17 protein-coding genes are annotated in these 19,115 nt (G+C 62.4%); 4 read left to right on the top strand and 13 right to left on the bottom strand.

Annotated features, from left to right (window positions below):
• Window positions 1-36 precede the first annotated feature (36 nt).
• Together B9A97_RS14685 and B9A97_RS14690 are read left to right on the top strand one after the other, a co-directional pair.
• Window positions 37-1,194, top strand: a complete 1,158-nt coding sequence (locus B9A97_RS14685; RefSeq protein WP_084366096.1) for a PA0069 family radical SAM protein — start codon at window positions 37-39, stop codon at window positions 1,192-1,194.
• Between the two features lie 215 nt (window positions 1,195-1,409).
• Window positions 1,410-2,081 carry a ribonuclease HII gene (locus tag B9A97_RS14690; RefSeq protein WP_084366097.1) on the top strand — a complete coding sequence of 224 codons (672 nt, stop codon included), beginning with the start codon at window positions 1,410-1,412 and terminating at the stop codon, window positions 2,079-2,081.
• A gap of 99 nt (window positions 2,082-2,180) precedes the next feature.
• Here the strand turns inward: B9A97_RS14690 and B9A97_RS14695 are convergent, their stop codons facing one another.
• The 11 genes from B9A97_RS14695 to B9A97_RS14745 all read right to left on the bottom strand — a co-directional run bounded on the left by B9A97_RS14695 (window position 2,181) and on the right by B9A97_RS14745 (window position 15,194).
• Window positions 2,181-2,666: a F0F1 ATP synthase subunit B gene (locus B9A97_RS14695; RefSeq protein WP_084366098.1), complete on the bottom strand. Its 486-nt coding sequence runs from the start codon at window positions 2,664-2,666 to the stop codon at window positions 2,181-2,183.
• A gap of 2 nt (window positions 2,667-2,668) precedes the next feature.
• Window positions 2,669-3,253 carry a F0F1 ATP synthase subunit B gene (locus B9A97_RS14700; RefSeq protein WP_084366099.1) on the bottom strand — a complete coding sequence of 195 codons (585 nt, stop codon included), beginning with the start codon at window positions 3,251-3,253 and terminating at the stop codon, window positions 2,669-2,671.
• A gap of 78 nt (window positions 3,254-3,331) precedes the next feature.
• On the bottom strand, window positions 3,332-3,559 hold the full coding sequence (locus tag B9A97_RS14705; RefSeq protein WP_006466154.1) for a F0F1 ATP synthase subunit C: 228 nt from the start codon (window positions 3,557-3,559) through the stop codon (window positions 3,332-3,334).
• Window positions 3,560-3,624: 65 nt separating this feature from the next.
• Window positions 3,625-4,377, bottom strand: coding sequence for a F0F1 ATP synthase subunit A (locus B9A97_RS14710; protein ID WP_084366100.1), 753 nt, complete (start codon window positions 4,375-4,377; stop codon window positions 3,625-3,627).
• 80 nt (window positions 4,378-4,457) lie between these two features.
• A complete protein-coding gene (locus B9A97_RS14715) occupies window positions 4,458-4,805 on the bottom strand; it encodes an AtpZ/AtpI family protein (RefSeq protein WP_084366101.1) in 348 nt (115 codons plus the stop codon).
• Between the two features lie 266 nt (window positions 4,806-5,071).
• On the bottom strand, window positions 5,072-6,178 hold the full coding sequence (locus B9A97_RS14720) for a cell wall hydrolase (protein ID WP_244564235.1): 1,107 nt from the start codon (window positions 6,176-6,178) through the stop codon (window positions 5,072-5,074).
• Window positions 6,179-6,429: 251 nt separating this feature from the next.
• The gene (locus B9A97_RS14725) at window positions 6,430-8,331 is read right to left on the bottom strand and encodes a potassium transporter Kup (RefSeq protein WP_084366103.1); all 1,902 of its coding nucleotides are present in this window, start codon (window positions 8,329-8,331) and stop codon (window positions 6,430-6,432) included.
• A gap of 15 nt (window positions 8,332-8,346) precedes the next feature.
• Entirely contained in the window at window positions 8,347-9,306 is a 960-nt protein-coding gene (locus B9A97_RS14730; RefSeq protein WP_244564236.1) for a magnesium transporter CorA family protein, read from the bottom strand.
• A 176-nt stretch (window positions 9,307-9,482) separates the two neighbouring features.
• Window positions 9,483-10,649 carry an iron-sulfur cluster carrier protein ApbC gene (apbC, locus tag B9A97_RS14735; protein ID WP_084366105.1) on the bottom strand — a complete coding sequence of 389 codons (1,167 nt, stop codon included), beginning with the start codon at window positions 10,647-10,649 and terminating at the stop codon, window positions 9,483-9,485.
• An 86-nt stretch (window positions 10,650-10,735) separates the two neighbouring features.
• Window positions 10,736-12,505 carry a siroheme synthase CysG gene (cysG, locus tag B9A97_RS14740; protein ID WP_084366140.1) on the bottom strand — a complete coding sequence of 590 codons (1,770 nt, stop codon included), beginning with the start codon at window positions 12,503-12,505 and terminating at the stop codon, window positions 10,736-10,738.
• Between the two features lie 31 nt (window positions 12,506-12,536).
• On the bottom strand, window positions 12,537-15,194 hold the full coding sequence (locus tag B9A97_RS14745; RefSeq protein WP_084366141.1) for a nitrate reductase: 2,658 nt from the start codon (window positions 15,192-15,194) through the stop codon (window positions 12,537-12,539).
• Window positions 15,195-15,313: 119 nt separating this feature from the next.
• Between B9A97_RS14745 and B9A97_RS14750 the strand changes: the two genes are divergently transcribed.
• Together B9A97_RS14750 and B9A97_RS14755 are read left to right on the top strand one after the other, a co-directional pair.
• Window positions 15,314-15,499 (top strand): type II toxin-antitoxin system HicA family toxin, encoded by a 186-nt coding sequence (locus B9A97_RS14750; protein WP_084366142.1) that lies wholly within the window; start codon window positions 15,314-15,316, stop codon window positions 15,497-15,499.
• An 11-nt stretch (window positions 15,500-15,510) separates the two neighbouring features.
• A complete protein-coding gene (locus B9A97_RS14755; RefSeq protein WP_084366106.1) occupies window positions 15,511-15,909 on the top strand; it encodes a type II toxin-antitoxin system HicB family antitoxin in 399 nt (132 codons plus the stop codon).
• 269 nt (window positions 15,910-16,178) lie between these two features.
• Here B9A97_RS14755 and nirD read toward each other — a convergent pair whose 3' ends face one another.
• Together nirD and nirB are read right to left on the bottom strand one after the other, a co-directional pair.
• Window positions 16,179-16,508, bottom strand: a complete 330-nt coding sequence (gene nirD / locus B9A97_RS14760; protein WP_084366107.1) for a nitrite reductase small subunit NirD — start codon at window positions 16,506-16,508, stop codon at window positions 16,179-16,181.
• A 157-nt stretch (window positions 16,509-16,665) separates the two neighbouring features.
• Window positions 16,666-19,113, bottom strand: coding sequence for a nitrite reductase large subunit NirB (gene nirB, locus B9A97_RS14765; protein WP_084366108.1), 2,448 nt, complete (start codon window positions 19,111-19,113; stop codon window positions 16,666-16,668).
• Between the last annotated feature and the right edge of the window lie 2 nt (window positions 19,114-19,115).

Below are 19,115 nucleotides of genomic sequence, written 5' to 3' on the forward strand. Positions count from 1 at the left end.
GAAACGGGGCGGACATGCCTCGACGGGAGTTCCAAGATGAACGAGCTGTCACTTCTGGGACAGGCTGCATTCCAGCCTGCCAATACGGCTGATATTGCCGACGCACTGGTTGCGGGATCGGGCATGCGGGTGGACATCCAGCGTCGCCGCGGTCGCGGGGCCGGAATGAACCCCAGCGGTCGGTTCGAGCCGACCGAGCGCGTGGTCTTCGATGACGGCTGGACCACCTTGGAGGACATGCCGCCCTTCAAGACCGAGGTGCAGGTGGAGCGTCCGCGCAGCGTCATTACCCGCAACGAGTCGCCCGACATTCCCTTTGATCGCTCGGTCAATCCCTATCGCGGCTGCGAGCATGGCTGCATCTATTGTTTTGCCCGTCCAACGCACAGCTATATGGGCCTTTCGGCAGGCCTGGACTTCGAGGCAAAGCTCTTTGCCAAGCCCGAGGCGCCGAAGCTTCTGGCGCGGGAACTGGCAAAGCCCGGCTACAAGCCGCGGACCATCGCCATCGGAACCAATACCGACCCATACCAGCCGATCGAGCGGGAATGGCGCATCATGCGGCAGATCCTGGAGGTCCTTGACGCGGCCAATCACCCCGTGGCGATCGTCACAAAGTCGGCTCTGGTGCTGCGGGATCTCGACATCCTCGCCTCCATGGCGGAGCGAGGGCTGGCCAAGGTCGGCCTGTCGGTGACAACGCTCGACCGCAAGCTGGCGCGCACCATGGAGCCCCGTGCGTCCACGCCAACGAAGCGGCTGGAAGCGATCAAGGCACTCTCCGAGGCCGGTATACCCACGAGCGTGCTGGTCTCGCCGATCATTCCGGCCCTGAACGATCATGAGATCGAGCGGGTTCTGGATGCGGCCAAGGCCGCCGGCGCCACCGAGGCCAGCTATGTGCTGCTGCGGCTGCCGCTGGAGGTGAGCCCGCTGTTTCGCGATTGGCTGCTGCAGCACTATCCGGACCGCTACCGCCACGTGATGTCGCTGGTCCGCTCCATGCGCGGCGGCAAGGACTATGACGCGGAATTCGGCAAGCGCATGAAAGGCGCTGGTCCCTATGCCTGGCAGATCGGTCGTCGGTTCGAAATGGCGACGAAGCGGCTGGGCCTGGTGCGACGCGGTATCCAGATGCGGGACGATCTGTTCGTGCCGCCGGATGGTGGCGGCGTGCAGCTTTCGCTGCTGTAGTCCAGTAGCACCCTTACGACGATATACGCGTTCAGCGCCTGCGGCCTGACCTGACAGGTTCAGCGAGGCGTGACGATTGAACGAAATTCCGGCGCGGCCCCATCCGCCGCCTCGCGCCGGATTGGTCCCTGGAGCCGCATCGAAGCCGCCGCCGCCCTGGCTGCTTCGAACCGGGGACTTGCAGGAAGTCGGTGCGGCGTGCGAGGTCATGCCCCATGAAAGCTCGCACGCCACCCGATTCTCCAGCGCTTTTCGACCTGTCACTGGCAGGTCCGGATTTCTCTCTCGAACTTGCAGCACAGCGCGAAGGCTATTGGCCGGTTGCGGGAACCGACGAGGCCGGCAGGGGACCGCTCGCCGGTCCAGTCGTTGCCGCCGCGGTGATCCTCGATCCCGATGCGATTCCCGCTGGTCTCAACGATTCCAAGAAGCTGACGGCGCAGAGGCGCGAGGAATTGTTCGAACTGATCCTTGGCAGCGCCCAAGTCTCGATTGCCTCATCCAGCGCACGCCATATCGATGTCAGGGATATCCGCAAGGCGAGCCTCGATGCCATGCGTCGCGCTGTGGCAGGCCTTGAAATTCAGCCGGCTATGGTCCTGGCCGACGGGCGCGACGTACCTGACGGACTGCCCTGCCGCGGCAAGGCTGTCATCAAGGGCGATGCCCGATCCGTATCGATCGCCGCAGCCTCGATCGTCGCCAAGGTCACCCGCGACCGGATGATGGCACGGGCCGCACTCACCTTGCCGGGCTACGGCTTCGAGATCCATGCCGGCTACGGCACGACACGCCATCGTGCCGCCATCGAAGCACTCGGGCCCTGCCTCTTGCATCGGATCAGCTTTCGGACGTTCCGGACGAATGAAGCTGAGGATTCTGCCTAAGCGGTCGCTGCAAACGGCAGCGATCGGCGAACGAAACTCCAGACAACAAAAAAGCCGGTCGAAACCGGCTTTTTCAAACTTAAATATCCGAAAGCGCGCTCAATTGAGGCGGGTCTTCACTTCGCTGACGGCATTGCGGAACAGGTTTTCCTGAACGGCGGCATCGGTCTTGGCGGCCAGCAGCTTTTCGGCGGCGGCGATGGCGAGATCAACGGCGGCGGAGCGAACGGCATTGACGGCCTCGTCTTCCGCCTGCTTGATCTTCTGCTCGGAGAGAGCCGTGCGACGAGCGACGAATTCCTCGGTCTTTGCCTTGGCTTCGGCCGTCAATGCGGCGGCTTCACGCTCGGCAGCAGCAACGATGCTGGCGGCCTCGGCTTCGGCTTCCTTGCGCTTGCGCTGGTATTCGGCCAGCACATGCTGGGCCTCTTCGCGCAGGCGCTTGGCTTCGGCCAGTTCGGAGGCGATCTTGTCGGCGCGCTCGTCCAGCGACTTGGCCACCATGCCCGGCACCTTGAGGTAAACCAGAAGGGCCAGGAAGATGATGAGGCCGACGAGGGCGAAGAATGATGCGTCAAATGCCATGATCAGTTCCCCTTGACCTGCACGGAGGTTACGGCAGCGCTGATGTCAGCCTTGGTGACCTTGCCGCCGATCAGCTGCTCGACAATCGCAGAGACGGTTTCGCCGGCGATTTCATCGACATCGGCAAATGCCTTGGCCTTGATTTCGGCAATGCTTGCCGATGCCTTTGCCAGCTTGTCGGAGAGTTCGGCTTCGATGGCGGCGCGCTCGGCATCGGCCTTGGCCTTTGCGCTGTCGCGGGCAGCGGTTGCGATCTGCCCGGCCTTGGCCCTGGCAGCGCTCAATTCTTTTTCATAAGTCTCGATGGCAGCGTCAGCCTCAGACTTCAGCCGTGCGGCTTCGTCGAGGTCCTGAGCGATCCGATCGTGACGGTTTTCAAGGATACCGCCGACACGCGGAACGATAACCTTCTGCATGAGCATGTAGAAGACGCCAAAGGTCAGAACCAGCCACAGGAGCTGCGACGGAAAGGTCGTCGTATCGAAGGGCGGGAAAACATCACTGTGCCCGGCTTCATGGGCCACGCCGGTTTCCGTATGGGTCTGGCCTTCTGCCGGTGTTGCGGCAAAAGCGGGGGTCACGAACATGCTCGCCTCCAGGTGAAATGCAATTCTAGAAAAACGGCGCACCCCGAGGGCGCGCCGTCAATCCGATCCCGGCTGTTATCAGACAGCGAACAGGAGGAGGAGAGCGATGAGCAGCGAGAAGATGCCCAGAGCTTCCGTAACGGCGAAGCCGAATACCAGACGGCCGAACTGACTGTCAGCGGCAGACGGGTTGCGCAGGGCGCCCGACAGGTAGTTGCCGAAGATGTTGCCCAGGCCGAGAGCCGTACCGGCCATGCCAAAGCAAGCCAAACCTGCGCCGATGTACTTTGCTGCTTCCGCTTCCATGTATGAACTCCTTCGAATGGTTGTTGCGGCGATGACTGACGTCGCAAGACGCCAAATCGGTATCCTTAGTGCCCGCCGGGGTGAATTGCGTCATTGAGGTACATGCACGTCAGTACCGCAAAGACGTAAGCCTGCAGGAAGGCAACCAGGAACTCGAGACCCGTCAGGGCGACGGTCATGATGAGAGGCAGGATCGCGCCGCCAACACCGAGCGCGCCCAGCGCTCCAAGCGAGGTGACGAAGCCGGCGAAGACCTTCAGCGTGATGTGGCCGGCCAGAAGGTTGGCGAACAGACGCACGGACAGCGAGATCGGACGCGACAGGAAGGAAATGATTTCGATCGGCACGACCAGAAGCAGAAGCACGCCCGGCACGCCCGACGGCACGAAGAGCTTCAGGAAATGCAGGCCGTGCTTCATGAAGCCATAAACCAGCACGGTTCCGATGACGAACAGAGCCAGGGCGAAAGTCACGATGATCTGGCTGGTGATGGTGAAGAAATACGGCACCATGCCCAGGAGGTTCGCCGTCAGCACGAACATGAACAGCGAGAAGACCATGGGGAAGAATTTCATGCCGTGGCTGCCCGCACCCTCGCGCAGCATCGACGCAATGAACTCATAGGACATCTCGGCGACCGACTGTGCGCGGGTCGGGATCAGGCCGCGGCTCGACGTGGAGAAGTAGAGGAATGCCGAAGCGCAGGCGACGGTTGCCACCATGAACAGCGATGCATTGGTGAACGAGAAATCAATCCCGCCAATTTCGATCGGAACAATCTTGTTTACCACGAACTGGTGGATCGGATCGTTTGCCACGTGCTGTTCTCTCTCGCTCTCACCGCCAGCGGCGGATGTCTTTCCGTCTTACGATCTGCACCGAAACGAGGCGCAGACATTCATTCCTTATCACCCGGTTGCCGATCCGCCGGATGCGGAGAGGCGACCTTACCGGCTGCCCTCAACACATTCAGCACCCCTGCGCAGAATCCCAGCAGCAGGAAGACGACCAGCCCCCAAGGCGACGTAGATAAAAAACGGTCGAAAAGATAGCCCAGAATTGCGCCGACAATGATTGCCGAGAGGAATTCACTGGAAAGTTTCATTGCCTCTGCATATCCCTGACGGGATTTCTCGGCGCGTGCTTCCCCAGCCTCATTCAACTCGGCCTCGTTGCGCCTCTGGGACAGCTGAGCCCCCAGTCGCTTGCGGCGGTCTTCGAGACTTTCTTCCCGGTCATCCGACATCATACCCTCCGTCCGATACCGCGCGGACCCCAAATTGGCCCCTCGCGGACATGCAAACGGCTCGGAATTTCCATCGTCCGGCCCGTTCTGAAGTCGGCCGCACCATAATTTTGAGTGCACGTATAGTCAAGGCGGAGAACAGCCTTGTTTCACCACAAATTAACCGCGGAAAATCATAGACTTAGCCGAAACCGTCCGATTTTGTCGCAGGCTCGTCCGCCGAATGTTGCTGAAGCGGAGGCTGGATGGCGGGTGGAATCCCCTTTCTAGCTCCAGCCGCCGCCATGGGTGCGGTAGAACAGGTGCAGGCCGATGCGGCCCACCTTGACCATGGTGCGGGCCCAGGCCGGACGCACATAGGCGGCGTGATAATGGGTCGCGGACCCCACTTCCTTCAGCCAGATCTTGCCGGCGGTGACGGCCAATGCGACTTCGCGGGCCATCTTCCAATGCTCTTCCGAGCGCACCCGGTCGCGGATATTGTCGCAGGCAAAGGAGAACTGGCAGCGATTGCGCCAGTCTTCGTTCTGGTAGACGACGTCGCAGATAGTGTCGGGATAGGACGGATTGCGCACCCGGTTCAGGATCACCTGGGCAACAGCCGCCTGCCCTTTCAGGCTCTCGCCGCGGGCTTCGAAATAGATGCCGGATGCCAGGCACTGCTGTTCCCGCGGCGAAAACACCGAAGGCGGCAGGACGCTTGCGGCCCAGGCATGATCCTTCGGCCCGATCTCCGGCTTGAACCGACCCGCGTCCGGTTCAGGCTTCAGGATGGCATCGAAGGGCGAAACCTGGGCGAAATCCGGCGCCGGCGGTGCATAGGCGGTGGCGAGCACATCAGGTCTCGTATTTGTGACGAGATCCGCCAGCATCGGCGAAACGGACGCCGCAGCAGGCTTTTCCTTTTTCTTGAAGAAGAAGCCGGCAAGCTGGATGTTCTTTTCCTTCTCCGGCTTGATGAAGGCGGTCTGCTCCTTGCGGCTGGCGCGGGGCAGCATCTGGCTGGCCTTCTGCTTGATCTGGCCGGCCGTGAACTCCCGCGGTGGCAACATGGGCTCTACGGACACGACGCGTCCCTTTTTGTCGCGCCTGTTGACGCGGTCCTCGTCAGGCGAACTGTTTTTGTTGTTCTCGCCCTCGACAAAGGCAACGCGGCGACCGTCCGGTAGGGTCATGCCGGCGCCTCCGGCCACGGCCTTGGACGGCGAGGCCTCGGCAAAAGCCAGTTCGGCCTGGTGGATGGAGCCGGCGGGCGAGTCGGTCAGCACCATGCGCCAGTTTTCCGACGGGCGGTCGAGGCCTGCGATGAGGCCGGCCAGATCGGCATGGGCTGAGACGGAGGGGAAAGCCAACCAGGCTGCCATGCCGAACATCAGGGGAGACAGGGCTTTGTCGGCACGGGGCACAAGACTGCTACGCAAACGCTGCTTCGAACGCAAAACCGGATACTCCATGCAACACGGACTGATCCGGCGACTATCGCGCGTTAACCTTTATCGCTGGTTAACATATGAGCGAGAGATCACGCAGCATGCGATGCATCAGGCCGAAATTCGGCCGATGTGCACATCAGGCGTTCCCGTGCTGCGTCGTTTTGGCGCAGCCTCGGTTGGCGCCATGACCGTCAGATGATCACGTGCGAACCCAGTTCCACGACTCGGTTTGTCGGCAGTCGGAAATAGTCCGAGGGGTCTGCGGCGGCATTGGCGAGCGAAATGAAAAGCCGGTCCTGCCAATAGGGCATGCCGGATTTCGCGTCCGGCACCAGCTTGCGGCGGCCGAGGTAGAAGGAGGTCGACATGATGTCGAACTTCAGCCCGCCTCGCCGGAGCTTGGCCAGTGCCTGGGACACATTCTGGTTTTCCATGAAGCCGAAGCGGATCTCCACCCGACTGAAGCGCTCCGAAAGGCTTTCGATGACGAAGCGCTCGTCCTCGCTGGCGCGTGGCCTGTTGACCGTCTTGACCGTCAGGATGACGTTGCGCTCGTGAAGCACATGATTGTGCTTGAGATTGTGCAGCAGGGCGGCGGGCGCTGTCTGCGGGTCGCTGGTCAGGAAGATCGCGGTGCCCGGAACCTGAACCGGCGCATGGTCGCTCTTGCGCTCGATCGAGGTGATGAAGGACTGCAGCGGAATATCGGCGTGACGGGTCTTTTCGAACAGGATCGCCGTGCCGCGGCGCCAGGTGATCATCACAACAGTGAACCCACCGGCAAACAGCACGGGAATATAGCCGCCATCGTGGATCTTCAGTAGATTTGCGCCGAGAAAGACCATTTCCAGCGCCAGTAGCGGCAGAAGCATGGCCATGGACAACAGAACCGACCAGCGCCAGCGGCTGCGGATGAACTGATAGGCCATGATGGTGGTGACGACCATCGCGCCGGTGACGGAAATGCCATAGGCGGTGGCGAGGCCTTCCGAGCTCTGGAACACCAGCACCAGTGTCATGACGCCGAACAGCAGCAGGGTGTTGACCGAGGGCAGGTAGATCTGCCCGGTATTGGTTTCCGACGTGAACAGGATCTCCATGCGCGGCAGGAAACCGAGATGAATGCCCTGGCGCACCAGCGAAAAGGCACCCGTGATGACCGCCTGGCTGGCAATGATGGTCGCACAGGTCGCGAGGATGACGATCGGCAGCAGCGCCCATTCCGGAAACATCAGGTAGAAGGGGTCGGACGCGGCTTCCGGATGCTTGAGGACCAGGGCGCCCTGCCCCAGGTAGTTCAGCACCAGTGCCGGGAAGACGAGGACGAACCAGGCCCACTGGATAGGGCGGCGGCCGAAATGGCCGAGGTCGGCATAAAGCGCTTCGGCGCCGGTGACGGTCAGGAAGACGGCTCCCAGCACGACGATGCCGAGAAAGCCTTCGCGCAGCAGGAACGTCACGCCATACCACGGATTGAGTGCGGCGAAGATGCCGAAATCGTCCGAAATATGCAGCAGCCCCCCGGCTGCCATGGCCAGGAACCAGACGGCGGTGATCGGCCCGAAGAATTTCGCGACCGCGGCCGTGCCATGGGATTGCATGGCGAAGACGCCGATCAGGATGACGACGGCGATCGGAACGATGTAGTCAGCCGATTGCGGGGCGACCAGTTTCAGGCCTTCCACAGCCGACAGCACCGACAGCGCCGGGGTGATCATGGCATCGCCCAGAAACAGGGCGGCGCCGACAAGCCCCATGACGGTCAGGATGGTGGTGTAACGACCGGCCGACTTCATGAGGAGCGCGAGCAATGACAGGGTTCCGCCCTCGCCGTCATTGTCGGCGCGCAGCAGGAACAGGACGTATTTGAGCGTGACGATGATCGTCAGTGCCCAGATCATCAGCGAGATCAGGCCGATGATTTCGGCCCGCTCGATCCCGTCATGGCCAATCGGTTTCAGTGCCTCGCGAAAGGCATAGAGGGGGCTGGTGCCGATATCGCCATAGACGACGCCGACCGAGCCGAGCGCCATGAAGAACAAGTTGCGGAATTTGCTGCCCTGTTCGGGCACGGCGCCGCTTTCTGATTGCATAGGGTCACAGGCTCGTCAGAGCCAGCCTTTCCAGCGAAAGAACAAGAAGGGGAAGATTGCCGACAGAAGCATGGCCATCAATGCCATGGGATAGCCGAAGTTCCAGCCGAGTTCCGGCATGACCTGAAAGTTCATGCCATAGATCGAGGCCACCAGGGTAGGCGGCAGGAACACCACTGACGCGATTGAGAATATCTTGATGATGGCGTTCTGCTCGACGCTGATGAGGCCGAGCGAAGCATCCAGCATGAAGGTAATGTTGTTCGACACGAAGGCCGCGTGTTCCGAGAGCGATTGAATATCACGCACGACGATCTGGCAGAGATCCTCCGCTTCCCGATCCTTCTTGATGTTCGGCAGGGAGGAGAGGAAGGTGACCAGACGCGACAGCGTGACCAGGCTGTCGCGCGTCTTGCTGACCAGACGGTGATGACTTGAGATATCGAGCAGCTTTCCCTCGAGATACCGCGGAGGGCGCCGCTTTGCCGCCTGATGGTCGACAAACACGTCCCTCGACAAGGCATCCACGCGATTGACCGCCAGTTCCAGGATTTCCGCCGTTCGGTCGACGATGGTTTCCAAGAGGCGGGACATCAGTTCGGCGCCGGTGGTATATTTGCCCGGCATGCGCAGCAGGCTGCCGCTGAACAGCGCAAAGGCCCTTGGCTCGCTATAGCGGATGGTGACAAGCCGGTTGCCCGTCAAAACGAAGGCAACGTCGGCGAGTTCGGGAAAGCCCTTTTCGACATGACAGACGAGGGATGCCGTCATGAAAACGGTGTCGCCTTCGACATAGAGCCGGCTCGACGGCTCGATATCCTTCAGGTCTTCCCGGGTCGGGAGTTGCACCCCAAGCAGCCGCTCAGCCATGTGCTCCTCATCCAGATCAGGACTGATGAGGTCGATCCAGATGATATCGTCGCCAAAGTTGAACGGCGTTTCCGCCGGCTGGAGTATCTCCGCGCTGCCGTCGATACGGTACGCCCTAATCAAGCACTAGCTCCTTGGCGACCAGATTTAGCTCAACATTCCGGCCTTCATTTGCGATCAAATAGCACCACTGGCTAAAATCGCAACTGTCATCGCAAGGAACCCCGCGCTTGGGCCCGACCTAAACAGGACGGATGTCGACACGACGAGGCCCTGAGGCGTTACTCGAAGACGATGGTCGGCGCGGCGCGGGAAGACTTGGCGCCAACCTGCTCCCATACTTTCCGAGCGATCTCGCGATAGGCAAGCGTCTGCGCGCCTGAGGGATCCGAGACGACGACCGGCGTCCCGGCGTCGGAATTTTCGCGGATCGCGATCGTCAACGGCACTTCGCCGAGGAAGGGCACGCCGAGCTTTTCGGCCTCTGCCCGCGCGCCGCCATGGCCGAAGATGTCGTAGCGGTTGCCGGTGTCGGGCGCGATGAAATAGCTCATGTTCTCGACGATGCCGAGCAGCGGCACCTCCACCTTCTTGAACATGTTGATGCCCTTGCGGGCATCGATCAAGGCGAGGTCCTGCGGCGTCGAGACGATGACGGCGCCGGTCAACGGCACCTGCTGGGCCATTGTGAGCTGGGCGTCACCGGTGCCCGGCGGCATGTCGACCACCAGCACGTCGAGGTCGCCCCAGGCGACTTCCCGCAGCATCTGCATCAGCGCCGATTGCACCATGGGGCCGCGCCAGATCATGGCGGTGCCCTCGTCCACCAGGAAACCCATGGACATGGCCTTGATGCCATAATTTTCCATGGGCACGATGATGCGGTTTTCGATCTGCTGCGGACGGCCTGATATGCCAAGCAGACGCGGCATCGAGGGACCATAGACATCGGCATCGAGAATGCCGACCTTCAGCCCATTGGCCTTCAGCGCCAGTGCCAGGTTGACCGCCGTGGTCGATTTGCCGACGCCGCCCTTGCCCGAGGCCACCGCAATAATTGCCGAAATGGCCGGCACGCCGGTTTTTCCCGGACGTTGGCCTGATGGCGCCGGCTGAGGCGCGTGGGAATGGCCTGCATGGCTGTGGCCGGCATGGGAATGCGGTGCTGGCGCGGGCTTCGGATTTGGCGTTCCCGCCTTCTTTTCCGCCGTCAGGGAGACCAGTGCTCCTTTGATGCCCGGCATTGCCTTCACGGCCCGCTCGGCTGCCTGCCGCAAGGGTTCCAGCTTGTCGGCCCTATCTGCCGGCACGGTGATCGAAAAGTAAGCCTTGCCATCGGAAATGAAGATGTCGCTGACCATGCCCAAGTCCACGATATTGCTTTCCAGATCCGGGCCGCGCACCGTCTTCAGCGTTTCGAGAACACGTTCGCGCGTCACGTCAGTCATGATGTCCCTCATCGGCTTTTGTCACAGCCTAGATAGTGGAGCGCCATGCGTTCGCCAAACGGAAAATGCTTGTCCTTGCGACGCCTTCAGGCCGTTGCGACAAATCGCTCGACCGCCATGGCGCTTGCACGCTCTGCAAAGGCGTTGCCGATGCCGATCAGAACAGGTTCATCGACACCGATGCGCTGCATCGCGTCGGGCAGGTCCGCCAGGCTGCCCTGCCAGCGCGTCTCATTGGCACGGGTGACGGCGGCCATGACGACCACGGGGGTGTCGTCGCTCATGCCATGATCGACAAGGGCGCGGCGAATGCGCGCCGCCATGCGCCCGCCCATGTAGAAGACCGTCGTGACCGAGGGATCGGCAAGGCTCTTCCAGTCCGTATTGGCCGGGAGATCGCCATGCCTGGAATGGCCCGTCACGAAGCGCACCGATTGCGCATGGTCGCGATGGGTGAGCGATATACCCAGCCGCGACGCCATGGCGCTGGCTGCGGTGATGCCGGGGACGACATCGACCGGAATGCCCTCGGCTTCCAGCCGGGCGATCTCCTCGCCGGCCCGGCCGAAGATCATGGGATCACCGGATTTGAGCCGCACCACGCGCTTGCCGGCCTTGGCGAGCGATACCATCATGTCGTTGATATCCTGCTGCTTGCAGCTTGTCCTACCGCCGCGCTTGCCGACAAGCATGCGCCTGGCTTCACGGCGGGCAAGCTCCAACACCTCGGCCGAAACCAGGTCATCGAACAGGATGACATCGGCCTGCTGCAGGGCGCGCACGGCCTTCAGCGTAAGCAGCTCGGCATCCCCAGGCCCCGCACCAACAAGGGTGACGCGGCCGCACACGGGCGCTCCGGCAAGGCGCGTGGCCTCGGCCAGGAGCGCCCGCTCGGTGCCCTCCTCCGGCACATGGTTTCCTGCAAAGGTGCGATCGACGAAGCGCTCCCAGAAGACACGCCGCGCATTGCCCGGGGTCAATAGCTCGTTGACGCGCTCGCGCAGGGCTTGAGCGAGTTCCGCCCATTGTTTCAAGGCCGGCGGCAGCAGCGTTTCGATCCGCCGACGGATGGCCTGGGCGAGGATCGGCGCTGCGCCATCGGTGGAGATCGCCACGATGACCGGCGACCGATTGACGATGGATCCGAACTGGAACTGGCAGAAGGCCGGCTTGTCGATGACGTTCACGGGCACGCCGGCAGCACGGGCGGCATCGAAAAAGGCGCGCGCCTCGGCCTCGGTGTCGCAATCGGCAAGGGCCAGAGCAGCACCGTGGAAGATGCCGAGATGCCAGGGGTGGGGGTGGTGGGTGATGGCGGGGATAAGCGGTGCGGTACCGGCGGTTATCGCTTCAGATCGAGACCCCCCCTCTGTCCTGCCGGACATCTCCCCCTCAAGGGGGGAGATCGGCTGAGCCATGGCCGGCATCGCTCCGTAATGGCAGCCGCCAGAAGCTACAGATGCGGCAGTGGCGATAGGACTGCCAATATCGGGGATAGTAAGGGACCGATCACGTCGCCGCGATTCGATCTCCCCCCTTGAGGGGGGTGAGGCATGGTCGGCGAAGCCGAGCAATCGATCCAGTGAATCGATTGCAATGCCGAACGCCGGCAGGACAGAGGGGGGTTCCGGGGCATCCACCCCTTCCTTAACGGGCAGGACAGAGGGGGGTATAGCAGCACGAAGCATCCCCCGCATCACATCCGAAAGCTGATCCTCCACGCAATACACATGCACATCCGCCCCACAGGCCGCCAGCAGTTCCGCCTTCCAGGCCGCGCCGTCCGAGCCGCCTGCCACCACGACACGTTTTCCCGCCAGCGACCAGAACACCGGCAGCTTGGCGAGCGGCGCCATGCGAGCGGGTGCGGTGGGGCGGGCGCCCGGTTCATTCAGCGGCAGCGACTTGGCATCCATCGATGATCCCCCTGATTTCGGCGCGGCAGGAGCCGCAATTGGTTCCGGCTGACAAAGTTGTGCCGATCGCCTCCACCGTGCGGCAGCCGCCATGGACGGCGGCGACGATCTGGTTGATGCCGATGGAAAAGCAGGAGCAGACGGTCGCGCCCGGATCCGGCCTGCCAGCGCCCGGACGTCCCGCAACCACGGCAAAGCGGGTGCGGGCATCGTTGTGGGGCTCGGTCAGCTGGCTGATGGCCCAGTTGCGCGAGACCGCGACAGGCGTTGCCGCGACAAACAAGGCGAGCAGCAGCCTATCCCCGGCGAAGAAGGCGATTCGGCTATCTCCGCTGACGCGGTCGCTATAGCCAAGGCTTTCGGCATCGGCAGGAAGGGTGAACCGCTCACGGCACCATCCCTCGATATCATCGAGTGGGCTGTCGAAGGCAATCTCGACCCGCCAGCCGCCGTCCGCCTTGGCGAGTGCCCAATAGGCCGCGTCTAGGCCACGGGGTTTGACGGCACTGATCGCGAAACCATAGCTCGCCGCCGCAAAGCGTGCCGCCCTGACCGCCGCATGCTTGGAGGCCGGCTGGCCGGAGACCGGATCGGTGATACCGGGCACCAACGTATCGACACGGGCACGGGCCGAATATTCGTCGGTCCAGTGCATCGGCACGAACAGAGATCCGCGCGCCTGCCGACGGGTCAGCAATGCACGGACGATGATGGCGCCGGTCGGGCTTTCGATCTCGACAAGGTCGGCATCGGCGATCCCGAGCGCCATGGCATCATCAGGATGGATTTCTACCAGGGGTTCGGCGAGATGGCCTGACAGGCGGGCGCTTTTGCCGGTGCGGGTCAGCGTGTGCCAATGGTCCCGGACACGACCGGTGTTGAGCAGGAGGGGATAATCGGGAGTGATGCGTTGCGGCACCTCGGCCTTGACCGCGACGAAGCGCCCCTTGCCATCGGGGTGGTAGAAGCGGCCATCGGCAAAGAACCTGACCTCGCCGGGACCAGCGCCCGCCGGCTGGGGCCACTGGAACGGGGCCAAGGCGGCATAGGCCGACTGGTCGATGTCGGCATAGGCACCGATATCGAAATCCCTGCTACCGCTGTTTTCGAAGCCCGACAGGGCCGCATGTTCGGCGAAGATTTCGGCTGGGCTGGTGAAAGCGAAGGCATCGGCAAAACCCATGCGCCGACCGACCTCGGCCAGTTGCCACCAGTCTGGACGCGCTTCGCCGGGCGCGGGCAGGAATGCCCGCTGGCGGGAGATGCGGCGTTCGGAATTTGTGACGGTGCCGTCCTTCTCGCCCCAGCCGGTCGCGGGCAGGAGCACATGGCCAAGCCGCGTGGTGTCGGTATCGGCGATGATGTCCGACACGACGACGAAGGGACAGGCCGCGATTGCCGCCTTGACCGCATCCGCATCTGGCATGGAGACGACAGGGTTGGTGGACATGATCCACAGCGCCTTGATGCGGCCATCGGCCACCGCCTTGAACATGTCGACGGCCTTGAGACCCGGCCGGTCGGCGATGGCAGGCGACTGCCAGAAGCGCTGGACGCGATCGCGATGCTCGGGATTTTCGATGTTCATATGGGCGGCAAGCATGTTGGCGAGACCACCCGTCTCGCGGCCGCCCATGGCATTGGGCTGTCCGGTCAGCGAAAACGGCCCCATGCCGGGACGGCCGATGCGGCCGGTCGCCAGGTGGCAGTTCAGGATGGCATTGACCTTGTCTGACCCGACCGAGGACTGGTTGACGCCCTGACTGTAGCAGGTGACGACCTTGGGCGTGCGGGCAAACAGTGCATAGAAGTCGATGAGCTGCTGCCATGACAAGCCCGTTGCAGCAATGAGGTCCGCCGGATTTAGCGCGCGCGCCGATGCCACGGCTTCTGCAAATCCATGAGTGTTGGCACTGATGTAAGCCTCATCGGTAGCGCCGCTATCCGCAAGATGGGCGAGCAGGCCGTTGAACAAGGCCGTATCCCCATCCGCACGCACCGCCAGATGCATGTCGGCGATATCGCAGGTCATGGTGCGGCGCGGATCGATCACGACGACCTTCATCTCCGGTCGCGCCTGTTTTGCCGCCGCGATGCGCTGATAGAGCACCGGATGGCACCATGCGAGATTGGAGCCTGTCAGCACGATCAGGTCAGCCAGTTCCAGGTCCTCATAGGTGCCAGGCACCGTGTCGGACCCGAAGGCGCGGCGATGGCCCGCGACGGACGATGCCATGCAGAGCCTGGAATTGGTGTCGATATTGGCCGATCCGATGAAGCCCTTCATCAGCTTGTTGGCCACGTAATAGTCCTCGGTCAGCAGCTGGCCGGAGACATAGAAGGCCACCGCGTCAGGCCCATGCTCCCTAATGGCAGTCGAGAACCGATGGGCAACGAGATCAAGCGCTTCATCCCAGCCGGCAGTGGCGCCGTTGATCCTTGGCGTCAGCAGCCGACCGTCCAGATCGATGGTCTCCGCCAGCGCCGAGCCCTTGGAGCAAAGGCGACCGAAATTGGCAGGATGATCCGGATCACCCTTCACCGAAACGCTACCATCATCTTTGACCGTCGCGATGACACCGCAGCCGACACCACAATAGGGACAGGTGGTTTTGGTGTCAGTGGACATGAGCTTGCCCTCGTGCAATTTTTCCGCGAATGCCGGGGCCTATCGGGATGACACCTAAAGCCGGGACTTGTCGAAGACGCGCGCAGTGAGTATATATATACACACGGGAGAGGGCTGTGATCGAACGCGATAGTCGAAAGATCATCCAGCGTCTGAAGGATGAAGGCTTCGACCTGGTTTCCGTCAGTGGCTCGCACCACAAGCTGCGGCGGGACGGCAAGACCGTGATCGTGCCCCATCCGAAAAAGGACCTGCCGGTGGGCACGGCGCGTGCCATCGCCAAGCAGGCCGGATGGATCAAATAGGGACCTGACCGATGCGCCACTACATCGCCCTTGTGCATAAGGATGCCGACAGCGCGTTCGGCGTGACCTTTCCAGACATCGAAGGCGTGTTTTCCGCCGCGGACGAGGAAGGCGATCTTATCACCAACGCCATCCAGGCCCTGCGCCTTTGGGCGGAAGATGATGCCCTGCCCGATCCGTCGCCGATCGAGGCGATCCTCAACAGGGCGGATATCCGCGACGAGCTCGCGGCCGGCGCCTTTCTTGTTCGAATTCCGCTGATCGAGGACGACAGCAGGGTCGTCAGGGCCAATGTCACATTCGAGGCTGGAACGCTGAAGGCGATCGACGAGGCGGCCGCCAAACGTGGTCTCACCCGCTCTGCCTTTTTGGCCAGCTGCGCGCGGAAGGAAATCGAAGCGGTCGGTTGAGAAAATAGTCCCTGCTGGCCTGTTCTTTAAGGGACGGTTGCATGCTCCGGAACCCCCCTCTGTCCTGCCGGACATCTCCCCCTCAAGGTGGGAGATCGACTCGCGGCAGCGCCCTGCGGTTTGCAGGCGACTTAGTCCTTGGCTTAGGGGGAAGAATGGGTGGGACCACGCCTCTAGCTGATCTCCCCCCTTGAGGGGGAGATGCCTGGCAAGGCAGAGGGGGGTGCTATCGCGAGTCTGGAGCGGCACCGAAAAACAGACCATCCGCCCTACTCCGCTGCCTGCAGCATGGCCTCGAGCGCGATCGACAGCTGGCCGTCGATGTTGCGGATCGGGATGGTGCGGACCTCCCCTTCATCGGCGCCCAGCGCCTTGCCGGTTTCCAGCGAGATGACCCAGTTGTGCAACGGGCAGGTGACCGAGGTACCGTGGACGATGCCCTGGGTCAGCGGGCCGCCCTTGTGCGGGCAGTGATCTTCGATGGCGAAGACTTCATTGTCGGCGGTGCGGAAGACGCCGATCTTGCCCTGCGGTGTCTTCACGCAGCGGGCTCCCCGCAGTGGGATGTCGTCGATGGTGCCGATTGCGATCCAGTTCATGGGTGTGTTCCTTGTTTTTCTAAGGCGCTTCAGCGTGGCCACCCTCCCCTCGAGAGGGAGGGTCGGACCTTAGGCCCGGGACGGGGTGACGGCGGCGCGCAACAAGGTCACCCCGCCCGCGCGTTCCGCGCGACCTCCCCCCTCAAGGGGGAGGTGGTTACTCCGCCGCAGCCTGGTAGCCGATCGTTGCCATGGGCTTGAACTCGTGCCTGTCCTTGCCCGAGACCCGCTCCGACCAGGGGTCCACCTGCGCGAATTTCTGCGAGAAGACGAAGCGGTCGAAATAGCCCTTGCGCTTGGCCTCATCGGTCATGATCTGCCGGCGGATCTCATCCAGGCCGATGCGCTTGGCCCATTTGTAGATGCGCTCGAGATAGCGGGCCTGCTCGCGATACATCTGCGTCAGTGCGACGATGTATTCGAGCGCCTCATCTTCCGTTTTCACCAGGCCCAGTATTTCGGTGCCCTTGATGTCGAGGCCCGCGGCGCCGGCGAAGTGGATCTCAAAGCCGGAGTCCACACAGATCACGCCGATATCCTTGCAGGTCGCTTCCGCGCAGTTGCGTGGACAGCCTGACACCGCGAGCTTGAGCTTGGCCGGCGTCCAGGAACCCCACATGAATTTTTCCAGGCGGATGCCAAGTCCGGTCGAATCCTGCGTGCCGAAGCGGCACCAGTCGGAGCCGACACAGGTCTTCACCGTGCGCAGGCCCTTGGCATAGGCTTGCCCTGAGACGAAGCCGGCCTTGCCCAGATCGGCCCAGACGGCGGGCAGGTCTTCCTTTTCGATGCCGAGCAGGTCGATGCGCTGGCCGCCCGTGACCTTCACCATCGGGATTTCAAACTTGTCGACCACATCGGCAATGGCGCGAAGCTCGGCCGCACTCGTCACGCCGCCCCACATGCGTGGCACGACGGAATAGGTGCCGTCCTTCTGGATATTGGCGTGGACGCGTTCGTTGATGTAGCGAGACTGGTAGTCATCGGCATATTCGTCCGGCCAGTCGCAGACGAGGTAATAATTGAGCGCCGGGCGGCATTTGGCGCAGCCGCAGGAGGTCTTCCATTCCAGCTCCTGCATCACGGCCGGAATGGTCTTCAGGCCCTTGGCCTTGATCAGGCGGCGCACGTCGTCATGGCCAAGCTCGGTGCAGGTGCACATCGGCGTGACGGCGGCCGGGTTATAGGCATCGCCCAGGGTCAGCGCCATCAGCTGCTCGACCAGGCCGGTGCAATTGCCGCAGGAGGCGGATGCCTTGGTATGGGCGCGCACACCGTCCAGCGTGGTCAGGCCCTTGCCCGTGATGGTGGACGTGATCTTGCCCTTGCAGACGCCGTTGCAGCCGCAGATTTCCGCATCATCCGGCAAGGCTGCAACGGCCGCCATAGGGTCCAGCGGGCTGCCCCCCTGATAGGCCTGGCCGAAAATCAAGGTTTCGCGCATGTCCCTGATGTCGACGCCCTTCTTCATCAGGTCGAAGAACCAGGAGCCGTCGGAGGTTTCTCCGTAAAGGACCGCGCCGATGATCCGGTTTTCCCTAAGGATCAGCCGCTTGTAGACGCCGGCTGTCGCGTCGCGCAGCACGATCTCCTCGCGGCCCTCGCCTTCGGCAAAATCGCCGGCGGAGAAGAGGTTGATGCCGGTGACCTTAAGCTTCGTATTGACGACAGAGCCGTGATATTCGGCATGGCCGCCGGTCAGGCGATCGGCCAGCACGCGGGCCGCCTCGTAGAGCGGCGCGACAAGGCCGTAGCAAGTGCCGCGATGTTCGGCGCATTCGCCGAGCGCGAAAATGTTCGGGTCCGAAGTCATCATGCCGTCATCGACGACGATGCCCCTGTTGACGGCAACACCGGCTTCTTTCGCCAGGGCAGACGCGGGCCGGATGCCGACAGCCATGACGACCATGTCGCCCTGGATGATGCGGCCGTCTTCCAGCTCGATGCCTTCGACCTTTTCGGTGCCGAGGATCTGTTTGGTATTGGCCTTGGTGATGATGTCGATGCCGCGTTCGGTCAGCGCCTTTTCCAGCAGATAGGCCGCGGCCGGATCCAGCTGGCGTTCCATGATGGTCGGCATGAGGTGGATGACGGTGACCTCCATGCCCTGGCGCTTCAGCCCATAAGCGGCTTCCAGGCCCAGCAGGCCGGCCCCGATGACGATGGCCCTGCCCTTGCCTTCTGCGATGGCCAGCATCTTCTCGACATCGTCGAGATCGCGATAGGCCAGCACGCCCGGCAGTTGATGGCCGGGAACGGGGATGATGAAGGGCAGCGAACCGGTGGCGATCACCAGCTTGTCATAGGTGACGGTGATGCCATTGGCCGCGGTAACCGTCTTGTTCTGCCGGTCGATCCCGGTGACCTTGGCGCCCTTGTGCAGGGTGATGCCATGGGCCGCATACCAGTCGTCATCGTGGATGACGATATCCTCATAGGCCTTTTCGCCCGAAAGGACCGGCGAGAGCATGATGCGGTCGTAATTGACGCGGGGCTCGGCGTTGAAGATGGTGACGTCGTAGAGACCCGGCGCATTTTCGAACAGCTCTTCCAGCATGCGGCCGGGGGCCATGCCATTGCCGATGATGACGAGTTTTTCAGCCATAG

It is taken from the genome of Rhizobium sp. RU36D (assembly GCF_900176345.1).
Lineage (GTDB): Bacteria > Pseudomonadota > Alphaproteobacteria > Rhizobiales > Rhizobiaceae > Allorhizobium.